This window comes from Streptomyces sp. NBC_00057, assembly GCF_045041165.1.
Lineage (GTDB): Bacteria > Actinomycetota > Actinomycetes > Streptomycetales > Streptomycetaceae > Streptomyces.
In genome coordinates this window covers 3,400,878-3,417,721 of record NZ_CP108256.1, presented here as the reverse complement: position 1 = coordinate 3,417,721, position 16,844 = coordinate 3,400,878, and the positions used below count along the sequence as shown (strand labels likewise).

The 16,844-nt window shown below is 68.9% G+C and carries 17 protein-coding genes and 1 pseudogene; 8 read left to right on the top strand and 10 right to left on the bottom strand.

Annotated elements, in window-relative coordinates; genetic code table 11:
• The first annotated feature begins 93 nt into the window (after positions 1–93).
• From OG953_RS15720 to OG953_RS15705, 4 genes are all read left to right on the top strand, one after another.
• Positions 94–288 (top strand): helix-turn-helix transcriptional regulator, encoded by a 195-nt coding sequence (locus OG953_RS15720; protein ID WP_405684866.1) that lies wholly within the window; start codon positions 94–96, stop codon positions 286–288.
• Between the two features lie 148 nt (positions 289–436).
• Positions 437–1,888: a DUF3631 domain-containing protein gene (locus tag OG953_RS15715; RefSeq protein WP_405684864.1), complete on the top strand. Its 1,452-nt coding sequence runs from the start codon at positions 437–439 to the stop codon at positions 1,886–1,888.
• Positions 1,889–2,201: 313 nt separating this feature from the next.
• Positions 2,202–2,774 (top strand): hypothetical protein, encoded by a 573-nt coding sequence (locus tag OG953_RS15710; protein WP_405691853.1) that lies wholly within the window; start codon positions 2,202–2,204, stop codon positions 2,772–2,774.
• Complete coding sequence (locus OG953_RS15705; RefSeq protein ID WP_405684862.1) at positions 2,764–4,461, top strand: relaxase/mobilization nuclease domain-containing protein; 1,698 nt, start codon at positions 2,764–2,766, stop codon at positions 4,459–4,461. Before OG953_RS15710 ends, OG953_RS15705 begins: the two co-directional genes overlap by 11 nt.
• Positions 4,462–4,492: 31 nt before the next feature.
• Here the strand turns inward: OG953_RS15705 and OG953_RS15700 are convergent, their stop codons facing one another.
• The 5 genes and pseudogenes from OG953_RS15700 to OG953_RS15680 form a co-directional block, all read right to left on the bottom strand.
• Positions 4,493–5,920 carry a hypothetical protein gene (locus OG953_RS15700; RefSeq protein WP_405684861.1) on the bottom strand — a complete coding sequence of 476 codons (1,428 nt, stop codon included), beginning with the start codon at positions 5,918–5,920 and terminating at the stop codon, positions 4,493–4,495.
• Positions 5,921–6,043: 123 nt separating this feature from the next.
• Positions 6,044–6,589, bottom strand: coding sequence for an HAD domain-containing protein (locus OG953_RS15695; RefSeq protein WP_405691851.1), 546 nt, complete (start codon positions 6,587–6,589; stop codon positions 6,044–6,046).
• 15 nt (positions 6,590–6,604) lie between these two features.
• A pseudogene (locus OG953_RS15690) lies at positions 6,605–7,298 on the bottom strand (class I SAM-dependent methyltransferase).
• On the bottom strand, positions 7,299–8,210 hold the full coding sequence (locus OG953_RS15685) for an aminoglycoside phosphotransferase family protein (RefSeq protein WP_405684860.1): 912 nt from the start codon (positions 8,208–8,210) through the stop codon (positions 7,299–7,301).
• Between the two features lie 78 nt (positions 8,211–8,288).
• Positions 8,289–9,038: a hypothetical protein gene (locus OG953_RS15680; RefSeq protein ID WP_405684859.1), complete on the bottom strand. Its 750-nt coding sequence runs from the start codon at positions 9,036–9,038 to the stop codon at positions 8,289–8,291.
• Positions 9,039–9,232: 194 nt separating this feature from the next.
• Between OG953_RS15680 and OG953_RS15675 the strand changes: the two genes are divergently transcribed.
• From OG953_RS15675 to OG953_RS15665, 3 genes are all read left to right on the top strand, one after another.
• Positions 9,233–10,588: a tetratricopeptide repeat protein gene (locus tag OG953_RS15675; RefSeq protein WP_405684857.1), complete on the top strand. Its 1,356-nt coding sequence runs from the start codon at positions 9,233–9,235 to the stop codon at positions 10,586–10,588.
• Between the two features lies 1 nt (position 10,589).
• Positions 10,590–11,126 carry an NUDIX domain-containing protein gene (locus OG953_RS15670; RefSeq protein WP_405684855.1) on the top strand — a complete coding sequence of 179 codons (537 nt, stop codon included), beginning with the start codon at positions 10,590–10,592 and terminating at the stop codon, positions 11,124–11,126.
• Between the two features lie 323 nt (positions 11,127–11,449).
• Positions 11,450–11,707: a hypothetical protein gene (locus tag OG953_RS15665; RefSeq protein WP_405684853.1), complete on the top strand. Its 258-nt coding sequence runs from the start codon at positions 11,450–11,452 to the stop codon at positions 11,705–11,707.
• A 468-nt stretch (positions 11,708–12,175) separates the two neighbouring features.
• Here OG953_RS15665 and OG953_RS15660 read toward each other — a convergent pair whose 3' ends face one another.
• Both OG953_RS15660 and OG953_RS15655 read right to left on the bottom strand, forming a co-directional pair.
• Positions 12,176–13,843, bottom strand: a complete 1,668-nt coding sequence (locus OG953_RS15660; RefSeq protein WP_405684852.1) for a multicopper oxidase family protein — start codon at positions 13,841–13,843, stop codon at positions 12,176–12,178.
• On the bottom strand, positions 13,836–14,342 hold the full coding sequence (locus tag OG953_RS15655) for a hypothetical protein (RefSeq protein ID WP_393697206.1): 507 nt from the start codon (positions 14,340–14,342) through the stop codon (positions 13,836–13,838). Before OG953_RS15655 ends, OG953_RS15660 begins: the two co-directional genes overlap by 8 nt.
• 152 nt (positions 14,343–14,494) lie before the next feature.
• Between OG953_RS15655 and OG953_RS15650 the strand changes: the two genes are divergently transcribed.
• Positions 14,495–15,394 (top strand): LysR substrate-binding domain-containing protein, encoded by a 900-nt coding sequence (locus OG953_RS15650; RefSeq protein WP_266800506.1) that lies wholly within the window; start codon positions 14,495–14,497, stop codon positions 15,392–15,394.
• A 199-nt stretch (positions 15,395–15,593) separates the two neighbouring features.
• Here OG953_RS15650 and OG953_RS15645 read toward each other — a convergent pair whose 3' ends face one another.
• From OG953_RS15645 to OG953_RS15635, 3 genes are all read right to left on the bottom strand, one after another.
• On the bottom strand, positions 15,594–15,974 hold the full coding sequence (locus OG953_RS15645) for a CPCC family cysteine-rich protein (protein ID WP_405684851.1): 381 nt from the start codon (positions 15,972–15,974) through the stop codon (positions 15,594–15,596).
• Between the two features lie 290 nt (positions 15,975–16,264).
• A complete protein-coding gene (locus OG953_RS15640) occupies positions 16,265–16,528 on the bottom strand; it encodes a type II toxin-antitoxin system RelE/ParE family toxin (protein ID WP_405684849.1) in 264 nt (87 codons plus the stop codon).
• Positions 16,521–16,790, bottom strand: coding sequence for a type II toxin-antitoxin system Phd/YefM family antitoxin (locus OG953_RS15635; RefSeq protein WP_072483971.1), 270 nt, complete (start codon positions 16,788–16,790; stop codon positions 16,521–16,523). Before OG953_RS15635 ends, OG953_RS15640 begins: the two co-directional genes overlap by 8 nt.
• Positions 16,791–16,844 lie beyond the last annotated feature (54 nt).

The following is a 16,844-nucleotide window of genomic DNA, read 5'->3' as shown; positions in this document are numbered from 1 at the left end:
CAAATTGAAACATGAGCTTCCCGGTTTGGCTAACCGCCGATCATGGGGTACTGATTATGCAGATCGAATCGAAAGCTAGCCGAATGGGAACGCATGCGATACCTGACCACCTCCGAGGTCGCCGAGCGCTACCGCACCGCCGAGAGCACCGTCCGCTACTGGCGCCATCTGGAGAAGGGACCGCGCGGCATCAAGATCGGCAAGCGGGTGCTCTACCCCGAGGCCGAACTGCTGCGCTACGAGCGCGCGCTGATCGACGGCGGAGAGGACTGGGGCCTGGCCACATGAGCCGCCGACCCGTCCGGACACAGCTACGGCCCTCGGCGCGCCTACGCCGAGGGCCGGAGATTCCCCTGCACGTCGCCCATCCCTGAACGAACGAACCGGTGAGAGGCGAGGCTTTGCCCGTCTCGCCCTCCACCCGAGAGGAACGTCTATGAAGGACCCTACGTCCCCCGCAGCCTCGAACGCATCCGGTGTTGTCTGGCCACCGATCGCGGTCCCGGGCCAGGGTCTGCCTCGGAACCGCGAGCAGCGGACGGGACCACGCCCCGACACGGGAGGCGCGACCTCCGATGCTCAGAATCGGAGCACACCCGGTTCGCGACCTGCTCCGGTCAGCGCCCCGGCGACCGCGTCGGACAGCGCAGTCGATCCTGCTCCAAGCGGACCAGAAACCCAGGACGGCGGCGGGGCGGCAGGAGAAGGCACCGCGCTGCTGGACGACCTCCGCACGGCGATCGGGCGGTACGTCGTTCTGCCGAGCGACGAGGCCCTGACCGCCGTCACGCTCTGGGTCGCGGCCTCCCATATCCAGCCCGGCCTCCAGCACGCGCCGCGACTGGCGGTGGTCGGGCCGACCAAGGGGTGCGGCAAGTCCCGTCTTCTGGACGTTCTCTACGAGACCGTTCACCAGCCGATGATGACGGTGAACACCTCCCCGGCGGTCGTTTTCCGCGTCATCGGCAAGAACCCGCCGACGCTGCTGGTGGACGAGGCCGACACAATCTTCGGCCCCAAGGCGGGCGACAAGGAGGACCTGCGCGGCCTGCTGAACGCCGGGCACCAGCGCAACCGGCCCGCCTGGCGGATCTCCGGGCCGGAGCACAAGCCGACCGCGTTCCCTACCTTCGCGATGGCGGCGCTGGCCGGCATCGGTGACCTGCCGGACACGATCATGGACCGGGCGATCGTCATCCGCATGCAGAAGCGTAAGCCGGGTGAGCGAATCACCCCGTTCCGATCTCGGTACTCCGTGCCGGAACTGCACGCGCTTCGCGATCGGCTGGCCGACTGGCTGGTCCCGCAGCGCGGCATCGTCGCGGGCGCGGTGCCGAAGATGCCCGTCGAGGACCGCGCCGCCGACACATGGGAGCCGCTCGTCATCGTCGCCGATCTCGCCGGCGGGCACTGGCCCGCGCGGGCACGTGCGGCCTGTCTGGCGATGACGCGCAACGAGGTGGTCCAGGACGAGCAGACGACGCTGAAGACGCGGCTGCTGCGTGACATCCGCCGCGTCTTCGATCAGGAGGGCGGCAGGGAGGCTTTGCGCAGTCAGGACCTGCTCGCCGTGCTCATCCAGGACGCCGAGGCCCCGTGGGCGGAGTACGGCACGAAGGGGCTCAACGCCTACCACCTGGCGAACTTGCTGCGCGACTTCGGTATCAGCCCGGCCAACTACCGTTTCGAGAAAGGCAGGCAGGCCAAGGCGTACGCCCGTAACCAGTTCGTGGACGCCTGGGCCCGATACTGCCCTGCCCCCGCCCCATCGGTACCCACCGCCGGGGTCCCGGCACGTCCGACCCAGGGCAGGCCGCTCGCCCCTCCGTCCGGGACGCTGCCCACCGGCACGCCGGGAGGGCCCGCAGGCCCCAGGCCCACGCGCTGACACCAGGTCCGCATCAATCCGTCGCATCCGTCCCCGCGCAGGTCAGCGCGGGGACGGATCTCCTCGGCGTTACGGATCACTCCGTACCTGCGGCTCTCTCCGTACCTGTGCTGACCAGCCACGCGACGGATGCGACGGATGCGACGACACCACCCCTCACGACTGACGGAGCACCACCATGCCCGAATCGAACGCTGACGACACCACCTCCCGCCGCCGCAGGAAGCTGTTCAGGCTCACCCGACGACCAGCAGCAAGCTGGAGCGAACGAGCCTCTAACGAGGCTTCGTCCGCGCTTGCCCCCACCCCAGGGGTGGCGGAGGACAAGGCCGAGCGCCAGGGGGCGCCCGAGCTGGAGGAGGGGGTGGCTGAGGGCTCCTGCCAGCCCGCAGCCGACTCCGTAGGTCCCCGCAATCCCCCGGCCGATGTCCCATCGCTCGTCGAGCAGCCCTCCTGGCGGGATCTCGACGCCCCCGTCCTGCCCGCGCAGATGAACCGCAAGCGCACCGTGGAGAAGCGCGACCAGGAGAAGACCATCCGCTTCACGCGCACCGCGGTCCAGGTGATCAGCGCCGCCGCTCACCAGCGCGGTCAGAGGTTCGCCGGGTTTGTCGGGGACGCGGCCCTGGCTGCTGCGCAGGGCAAGGCGGGGATGGTCGGCAGTCCGGAGGATGATCCTCTGCGCCCGCTGATCGAGGCCGTCGAGGCGCACACGGTCGCGCTGAACCGCATTGGCGGCAACCTCAACCAGATCACCGCAGCCATCAATCGAGGAACCGTGCCCGAGCATGCCGAGGCGGTTCTGGACCGCGTCGAGCAAGCAGCACAGAACAGTTTCCATCTCATCGACCAACTCCTGGCGGACGGCACGGCTCATGGTTCCTGACATCTCCACCGGTTCCGACAGCCGCGGGCTGATCGCCTACCTCTTCGGTCCCGGCCGCCGCGATGAGCACACCAATCCCCACATCGTCGCCGCCTGGGACATGGCCGGCGCCCCGGACCCCGGCCGCGACTCGGCAGCCACTTACTCCCAGCTCGCCAGGCGACTCGACCACCACGTCGAGCTCCGCACCCGCGAGCTGGGCGGCAAGAAGCCACCGCAGCACGTCTGGCACTGCCCGGTCCGCACCGCGCCCGGTGACCGCTACCTCACCGACGCCGAGTGGGCCGAGGTCGCCCGCCGCGTCGTGCACGCAACGGGCATCGCCCCCGAGGGTGACGAGAGGGCATGCCGATGGATCGCGGTCCGTCACGCCGACGACCACATCCACATCATGGCCACCACCGTCCGCGCCGACGGACGCCGCCCACGCACCCACCAGGACGGCCGTCGGGCCCAGGCGGAGTGCCGCAGGATCGAGACCGAGTTCGGCCTACGCCGTTTGAAGTCCGGTGACCTCACGGCCCCCCGAACCCCCACCGGCGCCGAACGCGCCAAGGCCGAGCGCCAGGGCCAGACGGTGACCGCACGGCAGTGGCTGCGCGAGCGGGCGTACGCGGTCGCCGCCGCCGTGCACACCGAGGCCGACTACTTCACCGTGCTGCAGTCCCTCGGCATCAAGGTCAAGACGCGCCTCGGCCCCGAGAGCGGTGACGTGATCGGCTACAGCCTCGCCGCACCCGGCGACACGAACAGTGCCGGCGAACCGGTCTGGTACGGCGGCTCGAAGCTCGCACCCGATCTCTCGATCAACCGCCTCCGCGAACGCCTCCCCGACCAGGAGGTAGCCGACCACCCCCGGTATGCGGCGGACCCTGCCGAGCAGTGGCAGCACGCCACCGCCGCCATGTTCAAGGCACGGACCACCCTCGATTCCGACGACGATGCCGCCGCCCAAGGCCACCTCGCCGCCTTCGGAGAAGCCCTCTACAACATCGCCAGCGCCACACCCGGCCCGCACCGAGCAGAGCTACGCGCAGCGGCCTCGGCGTTCAACCGCGCCCGCCGATCCGCCACTCGCGCCGACCACGACGCGGCCACCGCCCTGCGCCAAGCCGCCAAGGAACTCGCCTACGCCTCCAACGAACCCGGCGGACTCGCCATCGCCCTGCTCTTCGCTACCGTGCACCTGGCGCGCGCAGCCGCCAAGTGGCACGAACAGCGCGGCCACGAACAGCAGGCCGCAGCAGCCGACGAAGCCTTCCGCCACCTCCAGGCCGGCTACCAGCAGGCCGCCGCACCCGTCCTGGCGGACTTGGCCCACCGCGCACCACGAGCCGCAACCGCCCACCGCTTCGAGCAGGACGTTCGCGCGGCCCTCCCCGACCACGCCGACCGGATACTCGCCGACCCCACTTGGACTGCCCTGACCACAACCCTCGCCCACGCCGAAACCGCCGGCCACAACCTCCGACGCCTCTTGGCCGAAGTGGGCACCCAGCGGGAACTCGACAGCGCGGAGTACCCCGCCGAGGTCCTCAACTGGCGCATCATGGCTCAGCCGGGCAAGCGCGTTCAGGCAGCACGCAGGCGAAGCACCGTCACCGGCACATCGTCCATGCCCGCCGCGCCACACCTCTCAGCCACGCCAATGGCCATGAAGCCCGAAGAACGTACTCGGCACCACTGACGGCCAGGGCAGATGCTCTCGCCACGCCCTTTTAGGAGTAGTTCCACTCTTCGCTGGGCAGCGAGTGCCACAGGTCGAGCCAGTCATGGAGCAGGAAGAGCGGTCGGGACAGGACGACGTCGCCAGCTCGCTGGGGCCGGATCGCCAGGCCGAGGTCGGCGAAGACCGGATCGGCGGCGGGGCTGTACATCAGGCTGCCGGGCCGCAGTGTCGTGCGGTGGATGAGCCAGTCCTCCACGTGGGAAGGCGCGCAGCCGGTCAGCGGGGCCGCGTCCAGTCTCACCTGGGGGCCGGTGAGGGCGTCCACGGCGACACACCCCAGGCGGCCTTCATAGAAGAGGGCTCTGACCCCACTCTCGGCGAAGTCGGTGTAGTCGAGCTGTTGGTCTTCGCCGTGATGGGAGTAGGACGAGACTGCCGGTCCTTCGCCGAGGGCACTGGTGATCTCCTCCAAGGTCATCCCGAAGTGCAGGGGGCCGACTCCTACGTACGGAGTGAACGTCCACTCGGCGCGCTCCTCCTCCCTGGTGATTCGCCACGGGCCGCGGTACCCCGTCTCGCTCCCCGAAGTGGCCACGGGCTGCTCCGGTGCCGGCTCGTGCGGAGCAGCCGCTTGTGGGGGCGCGGTCTGGTCCTCACGCCGGCGGCCGAGTCGTTCCGGAGCCGCAGTGTCCTCGGGTTGCTCTTCAAGCCAGCGGATCGCCTGCTCCTGGCCCTCCCCGAAGGGGTCCTCCGCCAGAGCATGTGCCTGGTCCAGGGCGGCGAGGTGTTCCTTCTCTGCGGCGACGAGACCGGTGACGTTCTCGCCCCAGGCCGCCAGGCGCTCCCGAGCGATCCACCGGTAGTGCGAGTCTGCGCTCACGGCAAGGACCGCACGAGCGGCGGGTGCGTACCGGGGGACGGACGAGGCGAGGGCGGGGTCGGCCAGGAGCAGGGCGGTGGCCGCGAGCGCGGCCTCCCCCACCAGTGGATCATCGGCGTCGCAGAAATCCGCGATGCGGTCGTGGAGTATTGGCCGTGCTGCACGGGCGGCGGCCAGATCCTGCGCCGCCCCGATACCGTCCTCGACGTTCAGGCGGGCGATGTCGGCGAATGAAGCCAGCCAATTCAGCAGTTCGGCGCGGAGCGGTCGGCGGCCTGCCCTGCGCTCCCACCGGTCTTCGGCGAGAGTGCGCGGATCGTCGAGAAGACTAGCGACGACCAGGGCCGCCGGGGCGGTTGCTGGAAACACCCGCGCCTGATTGAGGAGCAGCCGGTACAGATCTCCGACCGCCCGCACCCGGCGGGCCGGGTCGGTGGCGAGCACCGCACCGAGGATGTCCGGTGTGTCGGGCACGCCGTGTCGGCCCGTGCAGAAGTGCGGCAGCTCCTCCCAGGCGGTGCCGGCGAGCTCGGCCTGCGCTGCGGGTGGCAGGGAGCTGGCGGGAGAATAGGGAAGGTCCGGGGTTTCGTTGATCACGGCCGCAGTGTTCCAGCCGACTCCGACATCAGGGGTGCCGATCCCTGCCACAGACCGCAGACGGCTCACGCTCGAGCAACACTCTGATGCCCTCGCTGCTCGCGACAGCGAGGGCATCAGTCGTCAGACAGCGCGGGCTGTGGGTAACTGCGAGGCCCATGTCGTGAGTTCGGTCAGGTGCTCAGGTTGCAGCCCGAGATGTGGGTCGGGCTGAACGATGAGGGTCGGCGCTCCCTCGGCGGTGCGCTCCGCCGCCCAGGCGTGGTCAAGGCTGGTGAAGTCGTCGTCGATCCAGACGGCGGGAGCTCTGCCGAGCCAGGTGTCGACGTGGTCGCGTTTCCAGAGGTAGCCGTCGGGGTGGCTGGTGGTGATCTGGGGGCGAGGCAGGTCGAGGTATGGGAAGTCGGGCAGCCCCAGGAGAGGGCCGATGATCGTGGTGGCGTCCCTGCGCCAACTCGTGCACCACACGGGGGTGACGAGCCCGCTGGTCAAGAGGCCGCTGAGAATGCCGCCGTGGCTCGGGTCGAGCCAGATGGGCACGGGGTCGTCGGGGTGCCGGCCGGCGGGCAGGACGGTGTGGCGGACGTGGGTGGGCGGGGTGCTGCCGTCGGCGGCCGGGAACGGGATGAGGACGCCGTCGATGTCCAGGAGCAAGTAGGGCAGGGGCATCATTTCCTCCGGTGGTCAGCTTTTGCGGGCGGTGATCAGGAGGGTGGTGGGCCACGGATCGCGGCGCGGGTGCCGCAGCTCCACCGCCGAGGTGGCGCGCAGGCCCGCCCGGGAGAGGTGAACTCCCCATCGGCGGGCGTCGAACTCCCATCGTGCGATGGGCAGTCGGGTGCGGTCGGGCATGGTGACGTAGTCCTCGCGCGGACGGTCGTCCGTGGATGGATGTCTTCCGGCCCGTGCCGGGTGAGGGACGGAGAAGGCCAGGACACCGCCTGGGTTCAGGCGTCGGGAAATGCCGGCAAGGAGTAGCTCGGGGGCGACGAGGCCGATGGCGCCGAAGACGGAGTAGATCGCGTCGAAGGTCCGGCCGGTGGCCTGCAGGTGGTGCAGTGCGTGGCCGGCGGCGAACGTGGCGCCGTCGATGTGGCCGTAGTGGGAGCGGGCCCGGCGCACCTGGAGGCCGACCAGGTCCACGCCGGTGACGCGGGCCTGGTGGTGCTTCGCGAGGTGGGCCACGTTGTGGCCGGGGCCGCAGCCCAGCTCCAGGACGCGTTTGCCGCGCAGGTCCCGTCCCAGGATCTCGGCGCCGGGACCGATGCCCGCGTGGGTGCTCCATTCCATCCGGGCCTGGTGCGGTGAGGGCGTGCGCGGGGGCAGCGGCTGTGCGCTGGGCTGCGTGGGCGTACCAGGGGGAGACCTGGGCGAGCACCTAGACCTCCAGGAGTTGGACCACGTCGTTCAGGTGGCGGCGGACGACGGGGATGTACGCGGGGTCCTTGGCCGGGTCGTCGATCCAGTGGATGGCCTGTTCCATGAACCACTCCACGGCCCACATGCGATGCCAGCCCAGGGCCCATGCCTCGGCGGCCAGGCCGCCCCGGGCGGCGAGGGCGTCCTCATGACCGCCTGCGGTGACGTACTGCTCCAGGAACACCCGCATTCGGAAGGGGCTCGGCACGTCGGTGGTGCCGTGGTACGAGGCGAGGTCGATCAGGCCGGGGCCGGTGAAGGCGCGTGCGAAGTCGAGGAGGTGCCAGCCGTTCTCCCCGATGTGGACGCTCGTGGGGTGGAACTCGGAGTGGACCCAGCCGAACGGGTCGAGCGTCGCCCCTTGGACGCGGGTCTCGGCTGCGGCGGAGATCTTCCCCAGCGCGGTCTCGATGTCGTCGCAGTCCGCCCATCGGTCGGCTTTCCGCAGCCGCTGTAGGTGATCGAGGGCTCGGCCGGGCAGGGCTGCGAGGCCCGCCCCGTCGAGGAGGGGCAGGCCACCCGCCGGGCGGGCGGCGTGGAGCATGACGGCGGCGGCGACGCCGTCGAGGTCGTCTGCGTCCCGTACGGGGGTGCCGAGGTCGTCCATGAGCATCCCGAGCCACTTGTCCTGCATGGCGGTGGCGTGGAGCGCGGGGACCGGGAGCCCGCGCTGGTATGCCACCCGCAGGGCCTGGGCCTCGCGGTCGAAGGGCTCCTTGGCGTACTTGAAAACGGCCGTGGTGCCGTCGGGGAAGGTGACGCGTTCGACGCCGGACATGCCCCAGACACGAATCTCGGCACGTTCGGGGAGGGGTTTGCCGATGAGGGTGCACAGGTCGTCCAGCAGGGTGGCGGACAGGCTCTGGTCCATGGGGGTCTCCAGGGGACTGGTGGGCTCCGGGGCGGGCGCGCGCGAGCTGGCCCGCCCCGGAGCCGTACTGGGGTGGGGTTACTCGGCTGCGGTCACGCGGTGGGCGTAGACCTGCTCGATCCAGCCCGCCTTGAACTCGGCCAGGTCGTCACGGAAGTTGGCCATCGAGGCACCGTAGGGCGCGACGACGCCGCCGGACTGGTCCGGCACGGGCTGGCAGCCGTGCACGAGCCGGCCGCCGAGCGCGGCGTGGGCCTTGATGGACTCGATCCGGCGGTGCTCGTTGAACCAGCCGCCGTGGTAGACCTCGTCGAGCATTCCGCCCGTCGCGTCGTCCAGGTCGAAGACGACGGAAGTGGCGGCGGGGAAGAACCAGCACGGGCCGACGTTGGAGATGTGCCCGTCCAGCTCGACCTTGTTGAGCGCCATCAGCGTGGCCGCCTCGCGCAGCATGCGCAGGTGGTCGGCGGTGATCTGCGGGAGGCCGAGGCCGGCCAAGTGCTCCTTGCGGAAGAGGTACGAGTACACCCCGTACGCCGTCGCCAGCACGCGGGCCGCGTCGGAGGTGGACTCGCCGTGGTTCTTGATGAAGTCGAGCGCGAGCTGCTCGACCGCGCTCTCGGCCGTCTCGTCCACGTCGAGGAGCTGGGCCTTCACCAACTCCCAGTCGGAGACGAGCCAGGTGCTGGACTCGAAGCGGAAGAAGTACTCGGCCGGGTCGATGGTGATGCGCCGGCCGTCCACGTGGATGCCAGGCAGGCGGTTCCAGCGCGGGTCGAAGGCGTCGGGCAGCTCGACCATGATGGTCGCGGTGTCGATGGTGGTCACCGTGTCTCCGTCTCTGATCGTCCGGGCCGGGGCACAGGAATGCCCGAGCCCGGTAGGGCGTACGGAACTTGGGGGCCGCCCGGCCCGAAAGTGGGGCGGCTGTCGATAAGTGAACCGCCCGCTACGCAGAGTGGGTACGGTGTGACCGAGGTCAAGCGGTATACACGGTTTACGGATCCGGAGCGGAGGCGATCGTGCCGACACCGACCAGCGCCAACTCCCGCCTGCGCGACACGATCAACGCCGCCGGGTGCACGTACGACGCACTCGCCAAGGACGTACGCCGCATCGCCGCCGAGAACGGCGAACTGCTCCAGACCAACAAGTCGGCCATCTCCCACTGGGTGGGCGGTGCCCGCACACCGTCCGGCCAGGCAGGCCAGTACCTCGCCGAAGCCCTCTCCCGGCGGCTGGGACGCGTCGTCACCCGAACCGAGGTCGGCCTCCACCCACCCGACACGGAGCCGCCACCGGACACCGACCCCGTCACCGCGGTCACCGACCTCGGTCGCGCGGACGTCGAGCGCCGCCGCTTCCTCGCCATCGCCGCGTTCACCACGGCCGGCGTGGCCATGCCGCTCCTGCACGACCACGAAGCCACCTCGCGGATGCTCCGTGCCCGCACCGCCCGTTCCCTCGTCGGCAGCGACGACATCGACGTCGTACGACAGATCACGGCAGCCTTCAGCGCCGCCGACGAACGGCTCGGCGGCGGGCACGGCCTGACCACAGTCACCGCGTACCTCGCCGACACGGCAGCCCCCATGCTGCGAGGCCGCTTCCCCACAGAAGCCTTACGACAGGCCGCCTTCGGCGCCGTCGCCGAACTCGCCTACCTCGCAGGGTGGAAACACCACGACCTCGGCCACGAAGGCGCCGCCCAGCGCTACTACCAGGTCGGCTATCAACTCGCCTGCGAAGCGGACCCCCACGGCCACGCCGCATGGATGATGCGTGCCCTCGCCCATCAATCCCTCAGCCTCAAGCAACCCCACCATTGCGTGGACCTCGTCAAAGGCGCGCTCGCCCGCGGCCTCGGCCACGTAGACGGCCAGACCGAAGCACTCCTCCACATCACGCACGCCCGCGCCTACGCAGCCGTAGGCGAGAACCCATTGGCCGCTCGCGCTCTCCTCGCCGCCGAAGACGCACTCCTGCGCGAAGACGGGCCCCAGCCCAGCTTCTCCCGCGTCAGCGGCCCCGCCGCCGGCACCGTGGCAAGCCACACCGCACGCACGCTGACCGACCTCGCCGACCACATCGGTACGGAACAACAGCACCGCGACGCGCTCACTCGCTGGGACCCGGAGAAATACAAGCGAGTCCACGCCCTCACCCACGCCGACCTCGGCGACAACCTCGCCGCCCAAGCCCGTGCCGACGAAGCCGTTGCCGCCTGGACCCAGGCTCTCGTCCTCATGGAGGGCATGACCTCCGACCGCACCCGCAAGGCGATCACCTCGATCCGCTCGACGCTCGCGATCTACCAGCGCCGCCGCGTCCCCGGAGCCGCAGATCTCGCCCGCCGAGCCCGCGAGGCCCTCACCTAACATGCCCAACAACCTGCCCGACGAAGGGAACCCCGTGGCCCAGCAGACCGACAACCGCCCCCCAGCTCTCAAGCCGGCGCTCGACTCGATGACGTTGCTGGTCGCGGCCGTCATCGTCCACGACAAGGCCACCAACCGCGTCGTGCTCCTCCAACGCAGCGAGAACGCCAAGTTCGCCCAGGGGATGTGGGACCTCCCCGTTGGCAAGAGCGAGCCGGGCGAGCCCATTACCGAGACTGCGGTCCGTGAGCTCTACGAGGAGACTGGCCTCACGGTGAAGCCGGAGGCCCTCAAGGTCGCCCACATCATCCACGGCGCCTGGGGCGTTGAGTCCCCCAACGGCTTCCTCACAGTCGTCTTCGCCACCCACGAATGGACCGGCGAACCCGAAAACCGCGAACTCCGCAAGCACTCCCAGGTCCGTTGGGTCGACGCCAATGCCATCCCCGAAGCCTTCGTCGACACCACGGCCAGCGCTCTCCGTCTGTACTTGAATGGTGGTACCGAGGTCTCCCTGGCCGGCTGGTCAAAAGATTAAGCACGACAGGGCCAGTTCGATACGTCCCCTCGCCCGTACGACAGGCTCCAAGACCAGGACCGATCCGGTTGTCCGTCAGGCTCGACCTTGCACCCGCAGGATCGCCGATGCGCTCACCGGCGCCGTCGCGGCTGGCGAGCGACGGGCTGGAGGGAAGACGTACGCCCGGGTCGACAGTCGCCTGGTCGCTGAGGTGCTGCCAGGTTCCGGGAGGCGCGGGATGCTCACCGCTGCACAGATGCGGCAAGGCGCCTCAATGTGCCAGTCATCACTCTCGGTGCATTAATCGTCGCATACTGTTCCGGGCTCGCTACCCTCCACGTGTGAACGATGAGCGGGGGCAGAGCCCCAACGAAGTGATCATCTGGGGCTACAAGTACACATGCAACATGTGTGATTCACACATGGATGACGAGACTGCAGAAGCCGCAGAAGAACGTCGCGCCGAGCACCGCGAACGAGCACACAGTGGCATGAAGCCCAACGCGGGCGACCTGATCGAGAAGTTCGAACCCGTCGGGAACCAGTACCCGAAGAGTCGTCGAGTGGGGGCGGATGGATCATCCTCGTCATCCTCGTGATCGGCTTTCTGGCCGCCAAACGGTGACCACGCCCCGGCGTAACTGAGGTTCCCTCGGTGTGCGGGAGGTGCTGAGTAGCTGGTCAGAGTGGCCGCGGCCCTTCGGAACCCCCCATATCGAGGTGGCCGCGGCAAGCACCGACACTGTGGAGTAGAGGGAGGGCTGGCTGTGGACTGGCACACTGCCAGTCCGCAGGGCACTCGTAAACGGCCGTCGGGAGCCAACGTATCCCAACGGGAAAGTCCCAGGTCAGGGCCCTGGACGAGGCTCCGCCGCAGGTCAGGATCAGTCCGCAGACATTCTGCTTCAACGTTTAATTGAAGCTTCAACTAAATTGCGCGTCCTGTAAAGCCGCAGGTCAAGAGGGGTCCGTCAATCCGAGACGGGCCTCTTTTGCGTCTCCATCGAAGGCCGGACGGTGCTTTGGTGCTGGATGTTGTCCCGGGAGCGGGGCCTTCTGTGGAGGTGTCAGACGATTTCGAGGTTGGCCATCATTCCCATGTCCTCGTGTTCGGCGTTGTGGCAGTGGAAGAGGTAGCGGCCGCGGTAGCCGTCGAAACGGGTGATGATCTCTGCCGATTCGCCCGGCCGCAACGAGATGGTGTCCTTGAGGCCCGCGTCGTGGCGCAATGGCCGACCGCCGCCGCGTGCGAGTACATGGAAGCCGACCAGATGCAGGTGGACGGGGTGGTGGACGTCGGCGATCAGCCGCCACACTTCGACATCGCCGAATCGGACGGTCACATCGGAACGGGCGGGGTCGAACGGCTTCCCGTCGATCAGCCATCCATGGCCTCCATGCATCCGCCCGGCGCGGAAGGAGATCTCGCGCACCCTGGTGGCGTCCGACCGCCGCCAGGTCGGCAGATCCCTGGAGAGCACGCGCGGGATGCGGCTCCTGTCGGTGACCTTGCGTGCGACCCGGAAGGCCATCACGTCGCGGGTACGCCCGGAGCCCAGCCGGTTGACGACTCTGACGCGGGCACCGACCGGGACGCCGGCGAAGTCGATGATCACGTCGTAGCGTTCGGCCGGTGCCATCGGCAGGAGCCGGTGGGTGACCGGTGCCGCGAGCAGACCCTGGTCGGCGCCGATCTGGACGAGATCGATCCGGCGTCCGTCGTCGGTGAGCACTTCGAGTTCGTAGTGCCGGGCGTTCGAGGCGTTCAGGATGCGCAGCCGGTACCGGGCCGCCTCGACCTCGTGCACGGGCCACGGGGCGCCGTTGACCAGGATCACGTCACCGAGCACTCCAGCGAGATAGGGCTCGCGAACACCCGGCCGGTTGCGCAGGGTTGGGTCGAGGGAGGGGTAGTCGAGGCTGCCGTCGGCGGCGAACGCACGGTCGGCGATCATGAGAGGCAGTTCGTGCCGCCCCGCGGGCAGGCCGAGCGCGTCCTCGGTATCGTCGCGCACGATGTGCAGTCCTGCGAGGCCACGCCAGATCGCGGGGGCGGTGAAGTCCATCCGGTGGTCGTGGTACCAGAGCAGCGTCGCCCGCTGATTCAGCGGGAACGTATAGCCCCGCGTCGGCCCGGTCACCACCGCCCGCGGATCGTGCATGGCGTCCCTGCCGTGCGCGCCCATGCCGCGCCCACTCATGTCGCGCGTGCCCATGCTGTGCCCGCCCTGGCCGGTACGGGTGGCGTCCGGCCATCCCTCGGGCAGGACGAGATCGGTCGGGTATCCGTCGGCGCTTGCCGGGGTCCGTCCACCGTGCAGGTGCACCACCGTCGGCACCGGCAACTCGTTTCGATGCCTCACGGTGATAGGCCGACCGCGGCGCGACTCGATCGTCGGTCCCGGGAAGGTGCCCCCGTACGTCCACATCGGCGTCCTGACACCGGGCAGTATCTCCACGGTCGCCTCGCGCTGGGTGATCTCGTAACGGTTGGCGCTGCCCGCCGTGCTGACCGGCGCCAGCACGGCGGGAATGGGCAACGGCACCTGGAACGCGGGCGGCAGCGGCACGGCACTGCGCAGTTCGTCACCGGTGAACGACGGGCGGCGGGCCAGCGCGGCCGCGGTCGCCAGCCCGGTGGCCGCCGTCAGCCCGAGCGCCCCGCCGATGCCCAGCGTCTGGCGCCTGGTCACTCCACGGGCATGACCGGACCGGCCGTCATCCTGCTCACTCATCGTCATCCCCCTCATGCCCCTCCTGCTTCGACTCCGTCATGGTCTGCACCCGTTCGTGCGGGGAGCGCGGTCGTGGCCGCAGTGGCCGGCGCCATACGGTGATGAACACCACGGCAAGCGCGACGACGGTGGCCACCCCCAGTGGCAGATGCAGCCACAGCGCGCCTTCCATCCCGGCGAAGTACTGCACCGTCTCGGCAGCCACCAGGGCCGACGTGGCAAGGAACGGCCAGATCTGACGCAGCCGAACCCAGACCACGATCGCCGCGATCAGCTGCACGTAGCTGACGGAGGTGGTGACGTTGGCGCCGAACTCGTGCCAGCGCAGGCCGTCGTAGTCACCGCTCAGGAACAAGCCGGCGAACACCGGCTGGCCGAAGATCGCAACCAGATGCACGCTGACGACGGCCCGCAGCACCCACCCGCTGAGCCTTCTCCGATGCGCGCTGCCGGAGGAGACCGGCATGGTCGGGTGGGACTTGTCGACTGCGGTGGCCATGGGCGTACTCCTCACTCTCTTCTCGATTCGGGATCGCCCACGACGCTATGACCAAAGAATCATTCTGTCTAAGATCAATATCGCTATGCAGCTATCTCGCTGGAGGCATGACCTCGGTGCCGCCGCGGTCCAGGACGCGAACGAGGAGGGCCATGGATCTGAACGCACTCAGGCAGTTCCTGGTGGTGGCGCGGCTGGAACACCTCAGCCGCGCAGCCGACGAGCTGCACATCGCCCAACCGTCGCTGAGCCGCACCATCGCCCGGTTGGAGAGCGAACTCGGCACCCCACTGTTCGATCGGGCCGGCCGACTCCGGCTGAACGACACGGGCAAACTCTTCCGCGGTTACGTCGAACGCTCCCTCGGTGAGCTCGATGCGGGAAGGCGAGCCGTCGCCGAGGCCACCAGCGAGGGAGTGGGCGCCGTGAGACTGGCGTCGGAAACATTCCTCACGCTCACCGGGCCGCTGGCGGCCTACAAGCGAGCTCATCCCATCATCGAAGTCGAACTCAAGTGGACGCCGGCCGAGGACATGGCCCGCCGCCTGCGGGCCCAGGACGTGGACCTGTGCCTCGCCTCACAGCCGATCAACGCCGATGGTTTGGAGGCGATCCAGCTACTCGATGAGGCGGTGGGGGTGGCCGCGCCACTCGGTCATCCGCTGGCCGGCCGTACCTCGGTGAGTATCGATGAACTCGCCGAACAGCCCCTCGTCACCGCCCGCAAGGGGCACTGGCAACGACGACTCCTCGACCGGCTCTTCGCCGCCAGGGACCTCAGACCGAAGATCGTCTGCGAAGTCGACGAGCCCAGCGCCATCGCTGACCTGATCGGCGCGGGACTTGGCGTCGGTCTTGTCCCCGCCATCGCGCGGCGTACTGCCACCCGCACCCCTCTCGTCTGGATCACCGTCGACAGCCCCGACTGCCGCCGCACGCTCACCCTGTACTGGGGCGTCGACAGCCACCTCTCAACCGCCGCCCGCCTGATGCGCACCACCATCACCAGCTGGAACTGGAACACCCACGAACCGCAGGAGGAACTCGGGTGATCGCCGGCCTGTCGTCCACGGGCGGCGCCGGCACCGCTGCCGGGAGACCTTGCAGAACGCCATCCGGCCCGCGCCCCGCATAGGCCGCGCAGGGCTGCGGGGATGGCGCCGGAGCCGATGCCGATCAGTTCTGCGCGGGTGTCGTCCGACGGGCCGGTCGAGTCGTCGAGCTGCTGGATGAGTCTCTCGATGTGGGTGGTCATGGGTGGTTCCGGCGCCAGAGCGTGGGGAGCCACCAGCAGAGCACCGAGCGGTCGGCGGGCCACGGGGCGCGGTCCTCGGTTGCCCAGTCCTCGAAGGAGTCGCGCGTCAGGTCGATGGGACGCCAGGCGGCGTCGAGCGGCTCGTCCTCGGCCGGCGGGCGGACGTACCGCCGGCCGTGTTCGTCGCAGGCTCCGAAGTCCTGGTAGTTCCGCTGGGCTTCGATCAGGGAGACCTTGTTCGCTCCGCCGTCCATGGTCGGCCAGCGGAACTGGACCCCGTCGTCCTCCCAGAAGCAGACGGGGCAGATCTCGTACGAGCCGGGCATCGCGTCCAGTACGCGGTGTCCGCAGCAGGGACAGGGGTAGAAGTCGCTCACCTGCGCAGTCTCGTTGCAGGTTCGGCTGGTGCGCCATGGATTTCTCTGCCTCGGTCCACCCGGCCAGTCCGCAGCCAGTCCGCAGGACACCCGTAAACGGTCGTCGGGAGCCAACGCATGCCAACCAGGAAAGCCCAGGTTAGAGCCCTGTAGGAGGCTCCGCCGCAGGTCAGGTTCAGCCCGCAGACATTCCGCTTCAACGTCTGATTGGACGTGAATAACGGCCTGACCTGCGAGAAGGCAGGTCAGGCCGTTGTGCTGTCCGCAGTAGTCCGCAGAACCTGAAGCGGCTACGTGTCGTAGACCGTGGAGCGGTGTCCGACGTGTACGACCCACACCACTAGTTCCCCGTTGTCGATGGTGTAGAAGACGCGATAGTCGCCGACTCGTAGGCGGCGGCGCTCAGGCTGGGATACAAGTGCCGTGGTGTTGAAGCCGAAAGGGTCGTTCTCCAGCTCTGTCAGTTTGGCCAGGATACGAAGCGCCATGTCGCGAGGGATCTTGCGAAGCTCGGCCTGGGCCTCGGGTCGGAACACCGTGCGGTAGTCACTCACTGCGTGCCAGCGTCTCTCTCATCACGTCCTCGATCGGGACGCCGGCGGCCGGGCTCGCCATGCGTTCGTCGATGATGCGGTTGATCTCGCGCTCTTCCCACTCCTGGTACTTGCGCAGCACCTCGATCGAGACCACGGCGGCGACCTGCTTGCCGCGGCGGGTGATGACAGTGGGCATGTCGTCGCGGTCGGCCCGTTCGACGACTTCGGCCAAGTGAGCGCGTACGTCGCGGATGGACTCTATGGGCAGCGGCTGAGTCATGCCCCAAAGGTACCGAGTGTGCCATGTGTACACAATCTGGGTTGCATGCACTCG

What these genes read in the sequence shown, in the direction of transcription:
- OG953_RS15650 (WP_266800506.1), top strand. Translation starts at nt 14,495, where the DNA reads ATGGATCTGAACGCACTCAGGCAGTTCCTGGTGGTGGCGCGGCTGGAA.
- OG953_RS15720 (WP_405684866.1), top strand. Translation starts at nt 94, where the DNA reads ATGCGATACCTGACCACCTCCGAGGTCGCCGAGCGCTACCGCACCGCC.
- OG953_RS15635 (WP_072483971.1), bottom strand. Translation starts at nt 16,790, where the DNA reads ATGACTCAGCCGCTGCCCATAGAGTCCATCCGCGACGTACGCGCTCAC.
- OG953_RS15685 (WP_405684860.1), bottom strand. Translation starts at nt 8,210, where the DNA reads ATGGACCAGAGCCTGTCCGCCACCCTGCTGGACGACCTGTGCACCCTC.
- OG953_RS15655 (WP_393697206.1), bottom strand. Translation starts at nt 14,342, where the DNA reads ATGGCCACCGCAGTCGACAAGTCCCACCCGACCATGCCGGTCTCCTCC.
- OG953_RS15695 (WP_405691851.1), bottom strand. Translation starts at nt 6,589, where the DNA reads ATGCCCCTGCCCTACTTGCTCCTGGACATCGACGGCGTCCTCATCCCG.
- OG953_RS15715 (WP_405684864.1), top strand. Translation starts at nt 437, where the DNA reads ATGAAGGACCCTACGTCCCCCGCAGCCTCGAACGCATCCGGTGTTGTC.
- OG953_RS15660 (WP_405684852.1), bottom strand. Translation starts at nt 13,843, where the DNA reads ATGAGTGAGCAGGATGACGGCCGGTCCGGTCATGCCCGTGGAGTGACC.
- OG953_RS15705 (WP_405684862.1), top strand. Translation starts at nt 2,764, where the DNA reads ATGGTTCCTGACATCTCCACCGGTTCCGACAGCCGCGGGCTGATCGCC.
- OG953_RS15670 (WP_405684855.1), top strand. Translation starts at nt 10,590, where the DNA reads ATGCCCAACAACCTGCCCGACGAAGGGAACCCCGTGGCCCAGCAGACC.